14 protein-coding genes and 1 pseudogene are annotated in these 22153 nt (G+C 41.8%); 14 read left to right on the top strand and 1 reads right to left on the bottom strand.

What is annotated here, in order from left to right; genetic code table 11:
• Positions 1-640: 640 nt before the first annotated feature.
• From HPK16_RS05820 to HPK16_RS17185, 10 genes and pseudogenes are all read left to right on the top strand, one after another.
• Positions 641-2308: a peptide ABC transporter substrate-binding protein gene (locus HPK16_RS05820; RefSeq protein ID WP_181676060.1), complete on the top strand. Its 1668-nt coding sequence runs from the start codon at positions 641-643 to the stop codon at positions 2306-2308.
• A gap of 395 nt (positions 2309-2703) precedes the next feature.
• Positions 2704-3630: an oligopeptide ABC transporter permease gene (gene opp3b / locus HPK16_RS05815; protein WP_181676059.1), complete on the top strand. Its 927-nt coding sequence runs from the start codon at positions 2704-2706 to the stop codon at positions 3628-3630.
• Between the two features lie 2 nt (positions 3631-3632).
• Positions 3633-4652 carry an oligopeptide ABC transporter permease gene (gene opp3C, locus HPK16_RS05810; protein WP_181676058.1) on the top strand — a complete coding sequence of 340 codons (1020 nt, stop codon included), beginning with the start codon at positions 3633-3635 and terminating at the stop codon, positions 4650-4652.
• A gap of 17 nt (positions 4653-4669) precedes the next feature.
• Entirely contained in the window at positions 4670-5749 is a 1080-nt protein-coding gene (locus HPK16_RS05805) for an ABC transporter ATP-binding protein (protein ID WP_036094819.1), read from the top strand.
• A complete protein-coding gene (locus tag HPK16_RS05800; protein ID WP_181676057.1) occupies positions 5742-6707 on the top strand; it encodes an ABC transporter ATP-binding protein in 966 nt (321 codons plus the stop codon). The genes HPK16_RS05805 and HPK16_RS05800 overlap by 8 nt, the downstream gene beginning before the upstream one ends.
• A gap of 317 nt (positions 6708-7024) precedes the next feature.
• On the top strand, positions 7025-7420 hold the full coding sequence (gene spxA, locus HPK16_RS05795; protein WP_036059428.1) for a transcriptional regulator SpxA: 396 nt from the start codon (positions 7025-7027) through the stop codon (positions 7418-7420).
• 297 nt (positions 7421-7717) lie between these two features.
• A complete protein-coding gene (gene mecA / locus HPK16_RS05790) occupies positions 7718-8371 on the top strand; it encodes an adaptor protein MecA (protein WP_181676056.1) in 654 nt (217 codons plus the stop codon).
• 137 nt (positions 8372-8508) lie between these two features.
• Positions 8509-9621 carry a competence protein CoiA family protein gene (locus tag HPK16_RS05785; protein WP_181676055.1) on the top strand — a complete coding sequence of 371 codons (1113 nt, stop codon included), beginning with the start codon at positions 8509-8511 and terminating at the stop codon, positions 9619-9621.
• A 66-nt stretch (positions 9622-9687) separates the two neighbouring features.
• The gene (gene pepF, locus HPK16_RS05780; protein WP_181676054.1) at positions 9688-11499 is read left to right on the top strand and encodes an oligoendopeptidase F; all 1812 of its coding nucleotides are present in this window, start codon (positions 9688-9690) and stop codon (positions 11497-11499) included.
• Between the two features lie 503 nt (positions 11500-12002).
• Positions 12003-12403, top strand: a pseudogene (locus HPK16_RS17185) (HTH domain-containing protein).
• 90 nt (positions 12404-12493) lie between these two features.
• Here HPK16_RS17185 and HPK16_RS05770 read toward each other — a convergent pair.
• On the bottom strand, positions 12494-13864 hold the full coding sequence (locus tag HPK16_RS05770; RefSeq protein ID WP_181676052.1) for an Nramp family divalent metal transporter: 1371 nt from the start codon (positions 13862-13864) through the stop codon (positions 12494-12496).
• Between the two features lie 127 nt (positions 13865-13991).
• On the opposite strand from HPK16_RS05770, the gene HPK16_RS05765 reads away from it, so the two are divergent.
• The 4 genes from HPK16_RS05765 to HPK16_RS05750 are packed head-to-tail and all read left to right on the top strand — an operon-like array spanning position 13992 to position 21975.
• Positions 13992-15530, top strand: coding sequence for a TIGR02677 family protein (locus tag HPK16_RS05765; protein WP_181676051.1), 1539 nt, complete (start codon positions 13992-13994; stop codon positions 15528-15530).
• Positions 15514-16650, top strand: a complete 1137-nt coding sequence (locus HPK16_RS05760; protein ID WP_181676050.1) for a TIGR02678 family protein — start codon at positions 15514-15516, stop codon at positions 16648-16650. The genes HPK16_RS05765 and HPK16_RS05760 overlap by 17 nt, the downstream gene beginning before the upstream one ends.
• Positions 16647-20753: a TIGR02680 family protein gene (locus HPK16_RS05755; protein ID WP_181676049.1), complete on the top strand. Its 4107-nt coding sequence runs from the start codon at positions 16647-16649 to the stop codon at positions 20751-20753. Before HPK16_RS05760 ends, HPK16_RS05755 begins: the two co-directional genes overlap by 4 nt.
• Positions 20731-21975 carry a DUF2399 domain-containing protein gene (locus HPK16_RS05750; protein WP_181676048.1) on the top strand — a complete coding sequence of 415 codons (1245 nt, stop codon included), beginning with the start codon at positions 20731-20733 and terminating at the stop codon, positions 21973-21975. Before HPK16_RS05755 ends, HPK16_RS05750 begins: the two co-directional genes overlap by 23 nt.
• Positions 21976-22153: the final 178 nt, after the last annotated feature.

The following is a 22153-nucleotide window of genomic DNA, read 5'->3' as shown; positions in this document are numbered from 1 at the left end:
TTTTGCGTAAAGCCGAAGTATATGCCTGACCTAATCACGAAAGTAGGATGTGTTATATTAGTTTTTATGCTTCTTCTATATTAGAACTGGAAATGAAACCCTGAATACCCCGAATATCTAACAAAGCTAGTGAAATTTTCTGTCATTGAATAAAATGTTAGAAATGGCATATATTAAGGCTTTGTAAAGTTTTTTTAAAAGTTTATTTATTTTTTAGTGTATTTATGTAGACAGATGACGAAAAAAAGTATATAAATAAATATAATCCTACTAAATATTAGTGGATTGCTTTTCGAATCGTTATACTTTCAAAATAAGATTGTTTTCAAGTACATATCGTATCTGAAACAGTGAAGCTCTGGGGGATATTATTTCAATCGATTTATTTATTCAGAAAACTTAATAAAAGGGAAAAGTAAATTGTAAGATAGTTTAGCTAAATAATCTTGTTTGTCCATTTGCACACTAAAAAAGTGCTACAATAGGCTAATTGGGTCATCTTGCGGAAATTTTGCAATAACTTATAACTTTCATCCTTGTTTTCGTATATTTCGAAAAAATAATTTACAAAGCTGAAATTTTTAGAGTATAATAGTAATCGAAATGATTTTTCTGAAAAATAAAAAAGGGAGGTTTACTAATGAAAAAATCTAAATTGTTTTTAGTTTTAGGATTAACATTAGTACTAAGCTTAGTACTGGCAGCATGTGGAGGCGGAAGCGATTCCAAATCTAGTGGAGGCTCAAGTGATTCCAAGCAAGAATTAAACTTGATGGAGTCAGCTCTTATCCCATCAGCGGATAGTACAAAAGCAGATGATGCAGTTGGATTAAACGTAATTAACCAAACGAATGAAGGTCTGTACGCACTTGATAAAGATGGTGTAGCACAACCTGCAGGCGCTACTGAGAAAGCAAAAGTAAGCGACGACAAAAAAGTTTATACATTCAAACTACGTGATGACGCAAAATGGTCTAACGGAGATCCAGTAACAGCAAAAGATTATGTATACTCATGGCAACGTGCCGTTGATCCAAAAACAGCAGCAACTTATTCCTATTTATTTGATGGATTAGTTCAAAATGCTTCTGAAATCATCAAAGGTGAGAAAAAACCTTCTGAATTGGGCATTAAAGCAGTCGACGACAATACATTAGAAGTAACACTGGTTCAACCAGCAGCTTACTTTGATTCATTATTAGCCTTCCCAACATTCTTCCCACTTAACCAGAAGTTTGTTGAAAGTAAAGGCGACAAATACGCTTTAGATAGCGATAGTATCCTTTATAACGGACCATTCAAATTAACAGATTGGAATGGAACAGGGAAAACTTGGGCGTTCGTACCAAACGATAAATATTGGGACAAAGATAAAGTAAAACTTGATAAAATAAATGTGCAAGTAGTTCAAGATCCTGGAACTAGTGTTAACTTATACAACACGAATAAATTAGACAAAGCGCTATTATCAGCTGAATATGCTGTACAAAACAAAAATAAAGATGACTACGCTGTAGAAGAAGAGTCTTCTGTATTCTACATTAAATTTAACCAAGAACGTAATGGTAAGAAAACACCATTAGCAAATAAAAATATCCGTAAAGCATTGGCATTGTCTGTTGATAAACAAAGCTATGTGGACACAGTACTACAAAATGGTTCTATCCCAGCTAACGGTTTAGTTCCGAAGAAATTCACTTTCGATCCTAAAGATAACAAAGACTACCGCGATGAAGTTGGCGATGTTGGCGTTTATAACTTAGACGAAGCGAAAAAAGCATGGACACAAGGCTTGAAAGAGCTTGGCGTTACTTCTCTAAACCTTGAGTTTACAAGTGATGATACTGAAAATGCTAAGAAATCAAGTGAGTTCTTACAAAACCAATGGGAGAAAAACCTATCTGGTCTTAAAGTATCGCTTAAAAACGTACCATTCAAAATACGTTTAGCAAATGATCAAAAACAAGATTATGACTTCTCTCTAAGTGCTTGGGGTCCTGATTATCAAGATCCATCAACATTCTTGAACTTGTTCAGAACTGGTAACTCACAAAACAGAATGAGTTATTCAAATGCCGCTTACGATAAAATTATCGACCAAGCTGCAGGCCCACTTGCTGGTGATACACAAGGTCGTTGGGATGAAATGCTTAAAGCTGAACCAATTCTAATTGAAGAAGATTATGCAATTCAACCACTTTACCAACGTGCGAAAGCATTCTTGCAACAACCATACGTGAAAGATCTACAAAAAAATGCGTTTGGTCCAGATTATACGTTCAAAACAACGTATATTGACGGAAAATAAGTAAACGCATATCATTTTAAGAAATGCTTGACTGTAACCTGAGAGAGTATATTCTATATACTCTCTCTTTTAATGATGAATGAGGGTGTGTTACATATCCGAATAGTAAACTAATAAGGTCAGAAGGATCTGGAGATACTCTTTTCTTGATATCAGTATCACACGCTGAGATTTCAGTTTATTATGTTTTACGTTTAGAATAATCACAATGAATTTTTAGATAACTTGATATGTTTTGGGGACAAGAAGGAAGCATCAGCGTATTCTTTTATGACCAAAATGGATTCGAGAATTTAAAAAAACAATGAATTGAGAAAACAAAGCTCGCTATGGTTGCAGGCTTATGATAAAATAAGAAAATATTCTACAAAATAAATTTTTCGGGGGGTGTAGAGATGATTAAATATGGATTGAAACGGCTCTTATATATGGTTATTACAATGTTTATTATTGCAACGGTGACATTCATTTTAATGCAATATCTACCAGGTTCACCGTATAGAAACGAAGCTAAAATGACGCCAGAACAAATTCAGATTATGAACGACCAGTACGGACTAAATGATCCAGTGCCAGTACAGTATCTTCACTACATGGGAGACTTATTACAAGGGAATCTAGGGGTATCTTTCCAATTGGATAATCGACCTGTATCTGAAATATTAGGAAACTTGATTGGACCATCGATTACAATTGCCGTTGAAGCCATTGTATTCGGACTACTATTTGGTATTATACTAGGGGTTGTAGCAGCCATGTTTCAGAATAAGTGGCCCGATTACACCAGTACGTTTATCGCGATACTTGGGAAATCGATACCATCCTTCGTGTTCGCCGCCATGCTACAGTATTGGATCGGCGCAAAATTACAGTGGTTGCCGGTTGCCGGTTGGGGTACCTTTGAATACACCATACTGCCAGCACTTGCGCTTGCCATGTTCCCACTCGCCACAGCCGCTCGTTTTATGAGGACAGAGCTTATCGATGTGTTCGGTTCGGATTATGTGTTGCTTGCAAAAGCGAAAGGGAATAACCGTGTGGAAGTTGCTTGGAAACATGCGATTCGTAATGCACTGATTCCACTTATTACTGTTATCGGACCTCTAACTGTGGCCTTGATGACGGGTTCACTTGTTATCGAAAATATCTTTGGTATTCCGGGTATCGGAAGCCAGTTTGTGTCATCTATACAAACCAATGACTATCCTGTAATCATGGGAACTACGCTACTCTTTGCAGGTATGCTTGTTTTCGTTATTCTAGTGGTAGATATTCTTTACGGATTGATTGACCCTCGTATCCGTGTGTCGGGAGGTAAATAATTATGACAGAGCCAAAAATTTCAAAAGAATTATTCCAACCCGCGCATATACAAGAAGCAGAACATGAGAAAATTCTACGTCCAAGTCTTACTTTTATGCAAGATTCTTGGATTCGTATCAGAAAAAATAAAGCCGCATTAGTGAGTATTATCGTGTTGGCGCTTGTTATTATCATGGCTTTTGTTGGCCCGCTGATTTCTGGATACACGTATTCAGAACAAACAACGCCTAATGCTTCACTACCACCTAAAGTTCAAGGTTTTGATAATATGCCATTTTGGAACGGTAAGCAAAACATTGGTGGCGAAGAAGTAGACGTTTATAAGCAAAAAAATGTACCTGAAGGAACGTATTATTGGTTCGGAACGGATACACTCGGCCGTGACCAATTTACGCGTGTTTGGAAAGGTACTCAAATTTCACTATTCATCGGTTTAGTAGCCGCATTCTTTGACTTACTTGTTGGGGTAACATACGGTATGATTTCTGGTTACTCTGGTGGTCGTGTTGATAACTTTATGCAACGTATTTTGGAGGTTGCTTCGGCGATTCCGAACTTAGTTGTAGTTATCCTCATGTTGCTCGTCCTCGATCCCGGTATCATGTCCATTATCATTGCGATTGCGATGACGAGTTGGATAACGATGGCGCGGGTTGTACGTGGACAAGTTTTGAAATTGAAAGATCAAGAGTTTGTATTAGCTTCTAAAACGCTTGGTGGTTCGACGCCGAGCATTTTATTCAAGCATTTGTTGCCCAACGTATCGGGTGTTATTATCATTAACGTTATGTTTAGTATTCCAAGTGCGATTTTCTTCGAGGCCTTCCTAGGATTTATCGGGTTAGGTATTCCTGCACCACAGGCATCGCTTGGAACACTCATTAGCGAAGGGTACAAGACATTGCAAGTACTGCCGTATATGGTTCTTTATCCAACGCTCGTACTATGTATTATCATGATTGCATTTAACTTAATTGCTGACGGCTTACGTGATGCGTTTGATCCGAAAATGCGTGATTAAAGGTGAGGTGAGGAAAAATGGAAAAACTATTAGAAGTAAAAGACTTGCATATCTCGTTTCATACGTATGCTGGTGAAGTAAAAGCAATTCGTGGCGTGAGTTTTGACCTAATTAAAGGGGAGACGCTAGCGATTGTTGGTGAGTCTGGTTCGGGGAAATCCGTAACGACTAAGTCCATCATGCGCCTATTGCCAGAAAGTAATTCCAAAATTAAATCAGGAGAAATCCTATTTAACGGTATAGATATTGCGAAAGCATCTGAAAAACAAATGCAAAAAATTCGTGGTAAAGAAATTTCGATGATTTTCCAAGATCCGATGACCTCATTAAATCCAACAATGACCATCGGTAAACAAATTGCAGAACCGATCATTAAACACCAAAAAATTGGGAAGAAGGAAGCCTTGAAAACGGCGCTTCGTTTGCTTCAATTGGTTGGTATTCCAAATGCAGAAGAACGTTTAAAACAATATCCGCATCAGTTTTCTGGTGGTATGCGTCAACGTGTTGTTATCGCGATTTCGCTTGCTTGTAATCCGCAAATCCTGATTGCCGATGAGCCAACAACGGCACTGGATGTTACGATTCAAGCACAGATTTTGGACCTGATGAAAGATTTGCAGAAGAAAATTGATACGTCGATTATCTTCATTACGCATGATCTTGGAGTTGTAGCGAATGTAGCCGATCGTGTAGCGGTTATGTATGGCGGTAAAATTGTTGAAATTGGAACGGTAGATGAGATTTTCTACAATCCGCAACATCCATATACGTGGGGACTTATTAGTTCGATGCCGACTTTGGATACGGAAGAGGAAGAACTGTTTGTTATTCCTGGTACGCCTCCTGATTTGCTCGATCCTCCAAAAGGAGATGCGTTTGCGGCTCGTAATAGATACGCGATGCAAATCGATTTAGAACAAGAACCACCAATGTACAAAGTCTCTGACACGCATTATGCAGCTACTTGGTTATTGCATCCAGATGCACCAGAGGTAACGCCTCCTGATGCCGTATTACGTCGTCAAGAGCAATTTGCAACGGATCATCCCGGTATGCAAGCTGTTCACGCGAAGGGGGTTGAAGTAGATGGCTGAAAAGTTACTCGAAATTAAGAATCTAAAGCAATACTTTAATAAAGGCAAAGCAAGTGAAGTCCGCGCTGTAGATGGTATCTCTTTTGATATTTATAAAGGAGAAACGCTTGGTCTTGTAGGCGAATCTGGTTGTGGGAAATCAACAACTGGGCGTACGATTATCCGTCTATATGATGCAACAGATGGCGAAGTACTTTACGATGGCGTGGATGTACATGGTCGTAAATCACGTACAGAGATGCACGAGTTCCGTCGCAAAATGCAAATGATTTTCCAAGATCCGTACGCATCGTTAAATCCGCGTATGAAAGTCAAGGATATCATTGCAGAGGGTATTCGTATTCACGGCTTGGCAAAAACTCCGTCTGAGCTAACGAATCAAGTCTATGAGTTGTTAGAAACGGTTGGTTTGAGCAAGGAACACGCTGGTCGTTATCCACATGAATTCTCTGGTGGGCAACGTCAACGTATCGGGATTGCTCGTGCGCTGGCTGTTCAACCGGAATTCATCATTGCCGATGAGCCGATTTCTGCCTTGGACGTTTCGATTCAAGCGCAAGTCGTCAACCTGCTAAAACAATTACAAAAAGAAAAAGGCCTGACTTATCTGTTTATCGCGCATGATTTGTCGATGGTTAAATATATTAGTGATCGTATCGGTGTGATGTATTTCGGTAAATTGGTGGAATTAGCACCAGCTGATGATTTATATCGTGCACCGCTACATGCGTACACGGAATCATTACTTTCCGCGATTCCATTACCTGATCCTAACTATGAACGTACTCGTATTCGTAAAACATACGATCCAGCGGTTCATAATTATACAGGAAATGAAGATTTACAGATGCGTGAAATCGCACCAGGACATTTTGTGTATTGTTCTCCTGAAGAAGTAGCTACTTATCAAGAGAAACACGCAAAACTAACTGCCGCAGCCGCAGCTATAGTAGAATAATGATGAAAAGCCATCCTGATGTTCAGGGTGGCTTTTCCAATGGCATTCTAACAAATTTCTCATTAAATTCTAATGTAAAGGCTTATTTTTTCATCGGATTCTTGTTTTAAAGCGGTATAGTAAGGGTAACATACATATAACGAGCAACTTTCAATCTGTGTGAGTTGGATAACTTTTTTTGAAATAGTGTGTTGCTTTTTGCTATTTTGGTGTATAATGAAAGTAGGTCTTAAAAGAGATCGTTTCCAATAGATATATTGTTAGGAAATTCGTTACATTGAATGAAACAATAAACCAATAAGGAGTGTGAATGTCTAATGGTAACGTTATACACTTCACCAAGTTGCACGTCTTGTCGTAAGGCTCGTGCATGGCTAGAGGAACATGATATCCCGTACAAAGAGAGAAATATTTTCTCGGAGCCATTAAGTTTAGGCGAAATTAAAGAAATTTTACGAATGACAGAGGATGGTACGGATGAGATTATTTCCACGCGTTCTAAGACATTCCAAAAATTAAATGTGGATTTAGATAGTTTACCGCTTCAAGAATTATTTGAACTAATCCAAAAAAATCCAGGTTTGCTACGTCGCCCAATTATTATTGACGAGAAGCGTTTGCAAGTAGGCTATAACGAAGATGAAATTCGTCGTTTCCTACCACGTCGCGTTCGGACGTATCAATTGCGTGAAGCTCAAAAACTGGTTAATTAATCTTATTTGGACTACCAATGCTTTTTTAGGTATTGGTAGTTTTTTTGGAGCAGATTAGGGTTTTCATGGATTATTATCATAATTTTTTTATAAATATAGGCTTTTTTGAGGGAATTGGGAGTTTCTACTCTTGAATTCTGGGTAAATATAGGCTAAGATAGTATTCTTCAATTAAATAGTGGCTTTTAGCGAAATCAATTATTAGCCCTTTTTTTTGAATTAGGCTACAATGATACTAACAACAAATGAATTACCCTTCATTGTCAATGTTGAAGATGGAAGGGAGAGTGTGTGACGATGGAAATTGAACGTATTAATGAGAATACCATAAAGTTTTATATCTCTTATATGGATTTGGAAGAACGCGGTTTTAATCATGAAGAAATTTGGTATGACCGTGAGAAGAGCGAGGAGCTTTTCTGGGATATGATGGACGAACTTAAGTATGAGGACGAGTTCTCTCCTGATGGACCACTCTGGATTCAGGTACAGGCTTTGAAGCACGGTTTAGAAGTGCTAGTTACGAAGGCTAACCTAGGCAAGGGTGAATCGGGCTTTGAGATTAATATGGATCAGGCCGATGAGCTAGCCGAGGAACGTATTGAGAAACTGCTAGAAGAACATTTTACTCCTGCCAAGATTACCGAGGGCGGGGATGAAGATACGTTAGAATTTATTTTGCAGTTCCGCGAATTTGAGGACTTGATTACCTTGTCTAAAGCGACTGGGCTTGATCAGTTATCAACGAAACTGTACCACTACAAAGATAGTTATTATCTGTATGTGGAGTTTCCTGAAGCGAAATTTGATGAAAAAAACATTGACAATGTAGTCAGTATTTTATTAGAGTATGGCGATGAAACGAATTTAACGGGTTATGTTCTTGATGAATATGCCAAAGTTATTTTTGATGATCCTGCCTTGCCACAAGTAAAGAAATATTTTAATTAAAAAAGCTTTTTAGGCTCGATTTACGCTGTGAAAAACACGTGAATCGAGTCTTTTTGCGTTTTTGGAAGAAGAGGAAGGAGTTACGAAAGATTGGGCGAATATAGTTAGTATACAGACCTAGAGAGGCAGTGAAAATTATGTTTACCGCAAAAGACCAGAATGGACGAGATGTTGTTGTGACACGGGGAAATGTGGCTTTTTTGAAAGCGAGAAGGGATCAATATACGTGTGGGTGTTGCGCGGAACGGCTTATTTTGAAGGCTGGCGAGATCAATATGCCTCATTTTGCACATTTGGCTTCAAGTAGGTGTCAATTTGCTTCGGAAGGTGAGTCGGAGCGACATTTGAGTGGAAAAAAGTATTTTTTGGAGTGGCTGATTTTGCAGGATCGTCAGGCGGATGTAGAGGTGTATCTACGCGATATAAAGCGTCAGGCGGATATTCTTGTGGATGGGCGTACTGTGATCGAATATCAGTGTTCTACGGTCCCTGTGCAGGAGTTGCGGCAGCGAACCGAGGATTATCATATGGCGGGGCTTTGCGTGCACTGGATTCTAGGCCAGGATATCCGGATGGTGAAGGGGAGATATTATTTAACGGCTTTTCAGCAGGCTTTTATTAAAAAGGAGCCGAATTTGGGGTATTATTTAATGCAGTACTTGCCGGAAGTGAACCGCTGGACGGTGTTGTATCATATTACGATGGATACGACGAATCGCTTTTATGCGCGGGCGATGACGTTTGATGGGCGTGTAGGGGTGGGTGTAATTAAGAAGGCATTGCAGCGGATTAAGTATGCGACTTTTTATGTGAAGCGGGATTTGGCTTTTGAGAGGCAGAAACAGTGCTATTTTTATACGCGGTTTAAGAAGCAGAGTGGCTTTTTGAAGGATGTGTATGAGCAAGGTTATTATTTGCAGCATTTGCCGATGGAGGTTGGTGTTTCATTGTCGATGCAATTTAGAGTGAAAACACCGGCGATGGAATGGCAGTTTTATTTATGGAGTCTGTTTTTCCGTCTGTTGGGGACGGGGGATTCGTTTATGCTTGCCGGTGTATTGGCGATTTTTGAGAAGTACATTGTTCCGATGCCGCTTATTTGGGATGAGGACCGGGAGGAGCTTTGTTTGGCTTATGTGCAGTTTCTTTGTAAACAGGGAATTTTGTATGCGAACGCGGCAGGTGGTTTTACGGTGATAAGGGAGATGAAGGAATTGGTGAATGAAGAGGCGAGATTTTTGGATGTTTGATTTTTGCAATTTTAATGGGATTAGCTCATAATGAATGAAAAAGTAATTATTGGAGGTATCGTATTTATGAGTGAGAATAAAGTAGCTGCATTACCAACGCGGGAAGAAGTGCCGGTAAGTGCAACATGGGATTTAACGACGATTTTTAAAGATGATGCTGCGTGGGAGAATGATTTTGCGCAGTTGAAGGATAAAGTGAAGGAAGGTAAGGCGTTTCAAGGGAAGTTAGGCGATAGTAGTGATAGTTTGTTGCAAGCGTTGCGTTATCGTGATGAATTGTATGATCGCTTAGGGAATCTGTATGTTTATGCGCATTTAAAACAAGATCAGGATACGACGAACACAGCGTATCAGGGATTAAATAGTCGTGCGGGAAGTCTGTTGACGGAGGCATCGGCGGCAATTTCTTATTTTGAACCAGAAATACTGGCGATGGATGAGGCTAAATTGAAGGGCTTTATTGCGGAGAATAAGGATTTGCAATTGTACGCGCATTTATTGGAAGAAGTGAATTTGAATCGTCCGTATGTGCTTTCTGAGAAGGAAGAGGCTTTGCTTGCTCAGGCGGGGGAAGTTCTAGGGAATGCTTCGCGGACGTATAGTATTTTAAATAATGCGGATATGAAGTTTCCTGTGATTGAGGATGAGAACGGCAATCAGGTGGAGATTACGCATGGTCGTTATGGCAAGATGATGGAAGGGAAGAACCGTGATGTTCGTAAAGCTGCTTTTAAAGGGATGTATAGTGCGTATGACGGCTTGAAGAACACGTTGGCAACGACACTAACGGGTCAGGTGAAGAAGGGGAATTTCTATGCGAAGGTTCATGGCTATAAGTCTGCGCGTCATGCGGCTTTATTTGGGAACCATATTCCGGAGACTGTTTATGATTCGTTGGTAGAGGCTGTAAATGATCGGTTGCCGCTATTACAGCGTTATGTTGGGCTGCGTAAAGAGTTGTTGAATCTGGATGAATTGCGGATGTATGATATGTATACGCCGCTTTCAACGGATGTGCATTTAGCGTTTACGTATGAGGAAGCGAAGGATATTGTTTTGAACGGTTTGGCGCCATTAGGAGAGGAATATCAAGCTATTTTGAAAGAGGCTTTTGATAATCGCTGGATTGATGTCGTGGAGAACAAAGGGAAGCGTAGCGGGGCTTATTCTTCTGGTGCATATAGTACGAATCCGTATATTTTGATGAACTGGCAGGATACGATTGATAATGTGTTTACGTTGGCGCATGAGTTAGGACACAGTGTGCATAGTTATTATACGCGCAAAAGTCAGCCTTTTGTTTATGGGGATTATTCGATATTCTTGGCCGAGGTGGCTTCGACGACGAATGAGAATTTATTGACGGATTACATGTTGAAGAAATATGATGATCCGAAAGTGCGGGCGTATTTGCTGAATCATTACTTGGACGGTTTTAAAGGAACGGTATTCCGCCAAACGCAATTTGCTGAGTTTGAGCATTTTATTTATCAAGCGGATCAGAATGGAGAGGCCTTGACGGCTGAGTTCTTGACGGAGAACTATTTTGCGATGAATGAGAAATATTATGGCAGCGAGATTGTGTATGATGAGGAGATTGGGCTTGAGTGGTCACGTATTCCGCATTTTTATATGAATTATTATGTGTTCCAATATGCAACAGGGTTTAGTGCAGCATCAGCGCTTAGTGATCGTATTTTGCATGGTGGTGCTGAGGCTGTTGAGAAATATCTGGCATTCTTAAAAGCGGGAAGTTCTGATTTTCCAATTGAAGTGTTGAAAAAAGCTGGCGTGGATATGACGACGGCTAAACCGGTGACGGATGCGTTGAAGGTTTTTGAGCAACGATTGGATGAGCTAGAGAAGTTGGTTAAATAGGGTAGGATTGTGAAAAGTAATTGATTTAGAAAATAAATTTATATTTTTATTAGTGATAAAATAGGGTTCTTAAATGAGAATCCTATTTTGTTATTTATGGATTAGAAATACTTTTTTTGTTATATAATCGGTATTGGGATGGGGAAAACGTGGATTTTAGAGGTAATACATGCGGAAATGCGAGTTATTATTTGTTGATGGCTATTTTTATTTACGAATGAGGATTATCTAAGTGGGAATGAAAGGAGATATTATAAAAATAAAGTTTGTGAAATGTTGAATTATTGATTTAGATGTGGTATATTATTGACGTGAAATAAATCACAATACAAATACCCCCTTTATTTGATTGTGTGAATTTCTCCTTTTGATTGCGCTGAGAAAAGCCGTAGCCTTGTGTTGCGGCTTTTTTCGATTTTAAGATATTGATTTAGCCCTTATTTCATAGGACTAGTTAAGGCGTATATCATGAAAACAGCATCAGATGTGGAGGAGTGATTTGAATGTTCGATGGAACTATTCAATCAGGAACTGCTATTTTAAAGGATAAGTATGGACTTACTGAGAAATCAATTTCAAAGCTGTTAGGAATCGATGGAGTGAATTTGGATGAGGATTATAGGTCTAATTCTAACAGTCAAACGAATCATGCGGAATATGTACTGCCTTTTTTGGTGGGGTCTCTTGATGCAACAAGTGATGATGCGAAATTATTGGGAGTTATGAGGGGCTGATTCATTATTTTAATCTGCGTCTTGAAACGTTGGCTTTGTATGCTGAAATAACAGCGGATGAGATGAAAAATTTCATAAGTGATTCTGATTCTCTTTCAGTGGAGAAAAAATATCATATGGGGATGCGGATTATGTTAATTCACTTTGTTTTAAAGGAATCTTATCGTTAGTTAGGAATGATGTTTCTGATGTAGTTTGATTTTATACAATACAAAAAATCCAGAGTCGGCTCAGATTTAGAGTGACTCTGGATTTTTTTATCAGCCGATTCCTGAGAGTGTTTGGATGATTAGCTGGATGTTGAGGATACTCAGGACAACAGTTATGACCCATGCTAGAATCGTGACCCATAGGTGGTTTTTGAAATCGCCCATTAGTTTTTTGCTGCTGGTGAAAATGGTGAGTGGAATCATGGAGAATGGTAGGGCGACGCTTAGGAATACTTGGGTGTAGATTAGGAGTTGCTCGACTGCGTTTTCTTGGTCGCCGTAGATTACGATGCAGATGATAACTGGGATGATGGCGAGTATGCGTGTGATAAGTCGGCGAATCCAGACGGGTAGTTTCATATGGATGAAGCCTTCCATGACGATTTGGCCGGTTAGTGTGCCTGTGATGGTGGCGTTTTGTCCGGATGCGAGTAGGGCGACAGCGAAGAGAACGCTGAGGACGGGACTCGCGATGGCGCCAACGATGGCATTGTTTTGTAGGGCGTCATAGAGTTGTGTGAATTGGCCTAGGTTGCTGGTGTCTTGCCCGAAGAATAGGGCGGCACCGAGTATTAAAAGTAAGCAGTTGACGACGAATGCTGCGGTTAGCTGGATGTTGGAGTCGATTGTCGAAAATTTGATGGCTTCTTTTAGTGATTTTTTGTCGTTGCGGTCGTATTTTCTGGCTTGAACAATGGATGAGTGTAGGTATAGGTTATGTGGCATGACGGTTGCGCCGATGATGCCGAGTGCCAGAAATAGTGCGCCTTTGTCTGTGATGACTTGTTTTTGTGGGATGAAGCCGCCGAGCATGTCGGACATGTTTGGGTCGGATAGGATGACTTCATATAGGAAGATTACAAGTACCGTGATGATTAGTGTGACGACGATGGCTTCGATTTTTCGGAAGCCGAATTTGGCTAGTACGAGAAGTAGGAAGACGTCGAGCACGGTGATGATGACACCGAGTATGAGTGGTATGCCAAATAGCAGGTTTAGGGCTACGGCACTACCGATGACTTCGGCGATATCTGTTGCCATGATGGCGAGTTCGGCTACGATCCACAGGGCAAAGCCGCCTTTTTTACCGGTTTTTAGACGGGTGGCTTGGGCTAGATCGAGACCTGTAACGATGCCGAGTCTGGCGCACATGCTTTGTAGGAGCATCGCGATAAGGCTGGACATTAGGATGACGCTTAGGAGTAGATAGCCGTATTGTGATCCACCTTGAATGGACGTGATCCAGTTACCAGGATCCATGTAGCCAACTGCAACGAGCGCGCCGGGGCCTGAGTAGGCGATGAGTTTACGCCAGAATCCGCCATTTTTAGGGATGCTGACACTATTATTTATTTCTCCCAAACTTGAACCGTTGGGTGGGGTATGTTGGATTATTTTTTTCTTTTCTTTTTTATCAGTCATGGTCAAAATCCTCTCAATGTTTCCTTCGTGCAACAAATTTAGTTTAATGCAGATAGAGGGATTTTGCAAGCTTTTTGGTTATGAATTTATGAAATATTTTGGGACTTTGTGTATTAGTAGAAGATATATGTTAAAATTTAAGAAAACGGTGGGTGATGGAATGGGCAGAATCTCGAAAAACTTAGAGGATTACCGAAAAATTAGTGAGGCTTCTTATTTGGTGGCGGACCAGAATGTGCATCGCTATCGGATTATTTTGCGTTATTTTTTTGTGGAGCATGAGCGGATGCGGGATTATTTGTATCCGAATGATATCTTGTGGCATGTGCGGTCGGTGGAAGGTATGGAGGAGTATAAGGATGCGGAGTTAGAGCAGGATTTAGCGGCATTGGTGAGGTGGGGAAATATTACGCCACGTCAAGAAGTTCGGAATCCGAAGACGATTATGGAGTTTAATAAGAAGTCTTTTCGTTATCAGATTGCGCCTTATACGGTACAGATTGAGCGGATGTTGGCGGGATTGGAGCAGTCTGGTGATGAGTTTCAGGGGTCGCTTGATAAACGCCCATTTGAGAAAGTGTTGCTTGCGTTGCGTGCTTTTTTGAGCCGGGATGATGTGCCAATTTTGGAGAAGTGGCAGGATATGATTGATTTGTTTTCGACGATACGAACGAATACGGCGGATTATTTGGCGTATGTGAGTAGTGCGAATGCGGAAGAGAATATGCAAAAGGATAACTTTTTGGTGTATAAGGATCGGTTTGTGTCTTATTTACGCGATTTTATTGTGGGGTCGCATCAGACGGCATTAAAGATTCAAGCTATTTTGTTGGATTTGGATCGGGATGAATTGGACAGGATATTTGATGAAATTAGTCAGAAACCAGATTTTGCGCCTCGTTTTGAGGAAATTGTGCCTAATGTGGAGGAGAAGAAAGAGGAGTTATTTGAAATATGGGATAGTTTTGTGATGTGGTTCTTGGATCGGGACGGAAATCTGTGTGAGTATAGTATTTTGCAAGCGCGTACGGATGATACGATCAAGAAAATAACGCGAAATATTAAGCGTTTGGGGGAACGGCATCAGCAGCATATTAGTCGGAAGCGGGATTATTTGCACATTGCGAAATGGTTTGCGGAGGAGGCGGATATAGGGCGGGCGCATGAGTTATCGGCAATTGTTTTTGGATTGCCGGAAGTACGTCATTATGTTGTGACTCCAGAAACGGGTTCTACGGCTTACCGAGAAATTTGGGAGACGGAACCGGATTGGAAACTGCTTAAACCGCGTGTGCAGGGGTATCGTGAGCGAACGAAGCCGACTAGTTTTACGTTGAATACGGAGGAGAAAGAGGCGGCGAAAGAGGCGTATTTGCAAGCGTTGAAAAATACGGAGGCGAAGATGCTCGGGTATGTTCGGGATGGTGAAATTGATTTAAGTGTGCTGACTTATGTGGATACGAGTGTGCGTAAGGTTCTGCTAGGCTGGGTTTCGCAAGCGATGTTGGAGGAATCTAAGGTTGTGCTTACGGAGTTTGGAAATCGGGTCAGGGTTCGTGTGGATGAGAGTGAGCGGATAAAAATCGAATCGGATGATGGCGTTATGAAGATACCAAAAATCACTTTTACATTTGAGGATGGTGACATCGATGTTAACGAAGGATGATAAGTTAAAGGACGGATTGCAGCTTTTGATGGATAATTATTGGGTGTTACGTAGTGTTTCGCCTAAGGAATATCAGTTTTTGCGTAGTATGGAGAAGGATTTGCGTCAGATTATTTCGGATAAATTTGGATGGCGTGTGTATTTTCATACGGATTTTATTAAGTTGGAGAAAATCCCTGTGGAGCCTGAAGCTTGGATGGGGATGCTTTCGTTTGAGGAGCCGATGGATTATGCGTTGTTTTGCTGTGGTCTCGCGTTTTTTGAGGAGAAGGATATTAAGGAGTATTTTTTGTTGAGTCATATTTGTGAAGAGATATTGGAGAGTTATCCGGGGACGCCGAAAGTGGATTGGTTGAATTATAATCATCGTAAGTCGTTGATTCGGGTTATTAAGAAGATGTTGGATTTGCATTTGATTGAGACGATTGATGGCGATATGAAGCGGTTTTTGTTTGAGGAAGATGCGGAGGTGCTTTATGTGACGACGGTTTATGCGCGTTATTTTATGCGGCCGTATCCTCAAAATATTTATGATTATGCGCATTGGTCGGATTTGATAGAGGACGAGACGCTGGATAATGAGAATGCGCAGCGTCATTTGGTGTATAAGAAGTTGTTTATGCAGCCGCAGTTATTGCGCGGGGAAGTGAGTGAGGCGGATTTTTATTACATACGAAACCAGCGTCCGTCGATTGAGCATTTTGCGGAGCGGTATTCGGAGTATCATTTGGAGTTGTATAAGGATGTTGCGATGTTGGTGATGCATGAGAATAAGGCGAAAAGTGTGTCGTTTCCGTCGAACAAGGCGTTGGATGATATTTTGCTGCATTTAATGGCTTTGGTGCGGAAGAAGGATTTTTCTGTGGATGCGCATGGGGAAATACATTTGTCGACGGGACAGTGGGATGATTTAATGGATGAGTTAATTGCGATATATCAATATGGCTGGTCTAAGGAATATCGGGATAAAAAGAAGGATGCTTTGGATGTGGCGATTGTGCAACATGGCAAGTCGTGGGGATTTTTGGAGCGAGAAGTGACGGGGATTTGTATTTATCCGACTTTTGCGAGATTTGCTGGTAAATATAGTTTGAATGAGAAGAAAGAGGTGGAGAAATGAGTGAGGCAAAGTGGCATTTAAATCGGGCTGGGATTTTTAATTATTGGTATTATGATGAGACGTACTTTGATTTTTCGGATGGGAAGATGTTGTTGCGGGGGTCTAATGGTTCGGGGAAATCGGTGACGACGGCGAGTCTTTTGCCGATGCTTTTGGATGGGAAAACAAATCCGACGCGACTGGACCCGTTTGGATCAGGGGCGCGGAAGATTGAGGATTATCTGCTTGGGGAGAAGGATATTTCGACGTATGAGGAGCGCACGGGGTATTTGATGTTGGAGTATAAAAGCGCGGGCATGGAGAAGTATATTACGACGGGGATTGGGATTCAGGCGAGGCGTGATAATAAGCCGACGAAATGGTATTTTGTGATTACGGATGGTAGACGGATTGGGACGGATATTGAGCTTTTGAAAAAGGAGGGGGATTCGAAGCGGCCACTTTCGCGTAAACAGTTGGAGAATGTTGTGGCTGGCGGTGGTTTTGTTGTTCAGACGAGACGGGAGTATGCTGAGCTTGTGAATCGCTTTTTATTTGGATTTGAAACGATGGATGCTTTTGAGGATATGGTTAATTTGTTGGTGGAATTGCGGAAACCGAAGTTGTCGAAGGATTTTACGCCGACGGTTATTTATAGTTTGCTTGAGGATGCGTTGCCGCCACTTAAAGATGATACGCTTCATTCTGTATCGGATTCGCTCGAAAATATTGACGTGGCGCAAGGGCAGTTGTTGCAGGCGAAACAGGAGTTTGATCTTTTGAAGCGGTTGGGTGATGTTTATTCGAAGTATCATCAGGCGGTACTTGCGAAGGTTGCGGATAAGTGGCTGTATGTTGAGGCGAAATTGGCGCAGAAAAAAAGTGATCTCATGGAGACGGAGCGAGAGCAGGAGTCATTGACGAGTCAAAAAGAGGAGATTGAGCGAGATCTTCATGTGATTCGTAATAGATTGGTAATTTTGAACGAGGAAGAAAGTAGTTTGAAGCAGCATAATGTGTTTATGTTGGGGAAGGAGCGCAAAAATCTGGAGGAGTTGGAGAGTCGGCTTACGAGGGAGCGGACGGACGCGGAAGATCAGCTTGGTCGTAAGAAGCGGGATTTGACGAGTCAGCAGGTGGCTTTGGAAGCGCTTGTGATGCAATTGGAGACGACGCAAAAGGATATTCGGGAATTGCAGGAGGAATTGGAGGATCATGCGCAGGGTAGTGGTTTTAAGGCTCATGAAACGTTGAATGAGGATTACGCGCGGATGCTCGGGGAAATGGATTTTTCTTATTGGTCGAAAGAGGCGCGTGATCATTTGCTGTTATTGACGGATATTCGGGCAAAAATTGTGGAGCAGGATCGCTTGCTGGCGGCGCTTGTGGTGAGTTCTCGGAAAGTTGGGGAATGCGAGAAGGCGCGGGATACGGAGCTGATTCAGGAGAAGGATTGGTTACGGATTTTTGATGTGGAAATGGAGAAGATAGAGATGTCGCTTTTGAGTTGGAAAGAGGGGAGTATTTTTCCAATTTCTGATTTGGAGTGGCAAGAGGTGTTGCAAAGACTGCATTTATTGTATGATGAGACACCGAGTTTGTATCTTGCGTTGGAGCCGATTCGGAAGGCTTTGGATCGTTTTAAAGGGGAACTTGAGCTTAAGAAAGTGGATTTGAATTATAAAATGGAGATGCAGCAGGGGTTGCTAGTGGAAACGAGGCGGGAGCTGGAGTCTTGGCAACAGACGGAGATACCGGAGCCGGAACGTGAGTCTGCTTTGAATGAGGAACGACGAGAGCTGGAAGCAGCTGGGGAACGGGTTTGGTCATTTTATGAATTGGTTGATTTTCATGAGCATGTGCCGCAAGATGTGAGGAATCGTATGGAGGGGGCTTTGAATCAGGCGGGAATTATGGATGCGCTTGTTTCTGAGAAGCCGCTGAAATTAAAGGCGAACAGGCAAATCATTGCGAATCCGGTTCTATTGTCGCAAACATTAGAGGATTTTTTGTATCCTGTGGAAATAGTGGATGGGATTAGTTCTGCGTATGTGGCTGCGGTTTTGCAGTCGATTGAGGTGGATTCTGATGTGGCGCAATCGGCAACGGTTATTGCGAGTGATGGTAATTATCGGATTGGAATTTTGGATGGGACTAGTTTGCCGATGTATGAGGCGATGTATGTGGGGCGTGAGAATCGGGAGCGTTACCGGCAGTCGCAAATTGAGAAATTGGAAGCGGCTATTGTTGTGATAGAGCAGGAGAAGCTAGCCTTGCAGAATTCGATTCAGCAGATTGAGGAGCGCGTTGAGGCGGGAAATAGTGCATTACTTCGCTTACCAGTGGATACGAATTTGGTCGTGGCTGATAGGGAAATAAAGGCTACGCGCACGAGGCTGCAGGAATTTGAAGTTCGGTTAGAGACGTTAAAACAAGAATTAGTCGAGCAAAAAGAAGCGCATTCCATTATTGAATTAGAGCTGAATCAGTGGAAAAAGGAATATGGGCTTAAAGTGACGGAAGCGGATATTTTGGATAGTATGAAATCGGCAAATGATTATATCGGAGCGTTGGGGGATTTGCAGGATAATAGTCGTAATGTGCGTCATACGGAACGAAATATTGTGGATAGTGAGTTGCGGTTAGATGGGATTCGTGAGGAGATTGATGAGAAGGAAATGGTGCTCTCAGATCGGTCGCGGCAGTTGGAGAAGGTGCTTGATTCGCTAGCTTCGATTAGGGCTCAGCTGGAATTGGAAGGGGAGCATGAGATATTAGCGCGTATCGATAGTTGTTTGAAAGAGAAAACGACATTGACGGCGGAGGAAATGAGTTTGCGCAATAAGCATCCGTATATTCTCGCTGATTTAAGGACGGCAGATCAGTTGCTGGCAAAATTGCAAACGGAGAATCATTTTTATGGGCAGATTACGGTTTCTTGGGAGCGACTTTTCAAGCTGGAGTATGCGCGGTATGAGGACGGGGAATCGGCTGATTGGTCGGCTTTAGCGCTTTATTATCAGGAGCGATTTAAGGAAGATGGGACGGTCAATACTCGAAAACGGTTGGCTAATTTGACGGTGGAATTGATGCAGGATTTGAGTAAGTATAGCCCGACATTGCAGGAATCGGTGATGTTGCCAGTGGAAAATTGGATGGAAGAAGCGTTTCCTGATGATTTACAAATGATGATTACAGAATGGCGGGAATACTCGGTTCGGCAATTGCTAGATGTGGCGGACGAGCAAAATCGGAGGGCTTCGATTTTTGCGGTGATTGAGGAATTGCAGCTGTATATTTCGGAGCAAGAGGGTTATTTGAAAGCGGAGGATCACAAGTTATTTGAGGAGATTTTGCTTCATTCGATTGGAAATGTTCTGCGTCAATTGATTAACCGGGCGGAGAAATGGGCGATTCAGATGAATCAAATTTTGAAGCGGCAGGAGAATTCTTCGGGGCTTAGTTTGTCGATTGAATGGAGGGCAAGAGCCGCGGAGCAAGAGGGCGAGCTGCATACGAAGGATCTTGTGGAGTTGCTGCGTAGAGGTCCTCAGACGCTTAGTGAGGCGGAAGTGGAGCGGATGATTCAACATTTCCGTTCTAAGATTGATTATGCCAAAGTTGTGATGGAGAAGGATGAGGAGATTCAGACGCTTCATGATGTGATGAAATATGTGCTGGATTATCGTAAGTGGTTTGAGTTTAAACTGAGTTATAAGAAGGAAAATGAGCCGAAAAGAGAGTTATCGAATACGAAATTCTATCAGTTTAGTGGTGGTGAAAAAGCGATTTCGATGTATTTGCCATTATTTACGGCGGTGTATTCGAGATATCAGGACGCGGAGAATATGGCGCCGTACATTATTGCTTTGGATGAGGCTTTTGCTGGTATTGATGAGCTGAATATTGCGGAATTATTTAAAGCGACGGAGGAACTTGGATTTGATTATATTCTTAATTCGCAGTCGCTTTGGGGTGATTATGCAACAGTGCAGGATTTGAATATTTACCAGCTTATTAGACCGAAAAATGCTAACTTTGTCACGTATTTGGCGTATCATTGGAACGGGAATAAGCGTGTGCAGATTGGAGAAGAAGTGGATGAGTCAGAAGCTGTTCGATGAGGCTGTTCTTTTTTTCAAGGGGAATAAGACGTATGTGAAAATTTGTGAGCTTGCTGGGAAGAAATATCGGACGTATGGGAAGGTGACGGGATCGTTTTCGCTAGGGTCATTTGATGAGGCTGGACTGGCGGATATTGCAAATTTTCTTGGGGTTTCGGAATTTAGTTTGGTTGGTAAGAAGAGCATTTCTTTTAAGCGGTGGCTGGAGGTCTATGCGCGTGGGAGGTTTGCTACGGTATCTTTTGAGGAGGTAGTGGCGAAGGTGACGGGCGTTGCTTTGGTTAGCAATTTGGAAATGCGAAAGCGGATGGAAATGGAACGTGAGGTATTTTCGAGGAAACTGATGGCGCTTGATGGATTGCGATTTATGATGGGAAACGAGAAATTTTTGTATGATGCGGAACTTACGGATGCGGAGTTAAGTGTTTTGAACGAGGCGATGATGTTGTTGCCTGATGTGCCGATGAGACTTCCTGTTTTTGCGCAGAAAGTGACGGGGAATCCGCATGCGTTTGATTTACATGGGGAATTAGGCGGGCTGTTATACCGAATTTTACTTGTGAAATCGGACGATGTGGCGTATGGGATTTCTGATACGGAGCGGAAAAATCAGGTGTTGCTGGAGAATAATATTATTCGTGATGATATTATGAATTTTGTGACAGTGAATGGTCTGCTTGGGGAGCGAGATGGGAAGGTGCATCCGATGTGGCATGCGGCGGTGGATGAGGATGTTCCTTGGAATGTGCCAGCAAAGCATTTATTAGAGATTGATGCGGCTTATCCGGCGAATGGGGATTCGGTTTGGTTGATTGAAAACTCAAGTATTTATTCGGCGCTTTTGGATGTTTTTCCTGATTTACCTGCAATTTGTACGCATGGTCAGTTCCGATTTGCGACGTGGTTGTTGTTGAAAAGGATGTCGCCTGGGAATGTGATGTTTTATTACGCGGGGGATTTTGATCCAGAGGGCTTGCTGATGGCGGAGACGTTATTGCAGCGATTTGGGGATCAGGCACGGGTTTTTGCGATGAATGAGGAATTGTATGAGGAATCAAATCCAGCCGGCGTGATTACGGAATCTAGTATGAAGAAATTGGATGGGGTGCAGTCGGATGCCCTGCTTGATTTGAAAAGAGCGATTTTGGAAAATGGAAAGGCTGGGTATCAGGAGAGTATTTTTGATGCGATGGTGGAGGAGATTAGGGGAAATTATGTGTGATGGGAAAGCTGTATGCAAGCAGTGTTTGGGGACTGCTCGCGTACGGCTTTTTATATTGTTCACTAGAGTAGAGGTGATTTGGGATAATTTAGATAGTCATGCTGTGGATTAACTTTACAAATCTTGCTTTTATGTTATTAATGGGTTATTTTTTCAGGAGAAAAGCGGTATAATGGGT

Origin of the sequence: Paenilisteria rustica, from assembly GCF_013820765.1 — a bacterium.
In the GTDB taxonomy this organism is placed as follows: Bacteria; Bacillota; Bacilli; order Lactobacillales; family Listeriaceae; genus Listeria_A; species Listeria_A rustica.
Note: the sequence above shows the minus strand (reverse complement) of the source record. Positions and strands in the feature narration are given on the sequence as shown.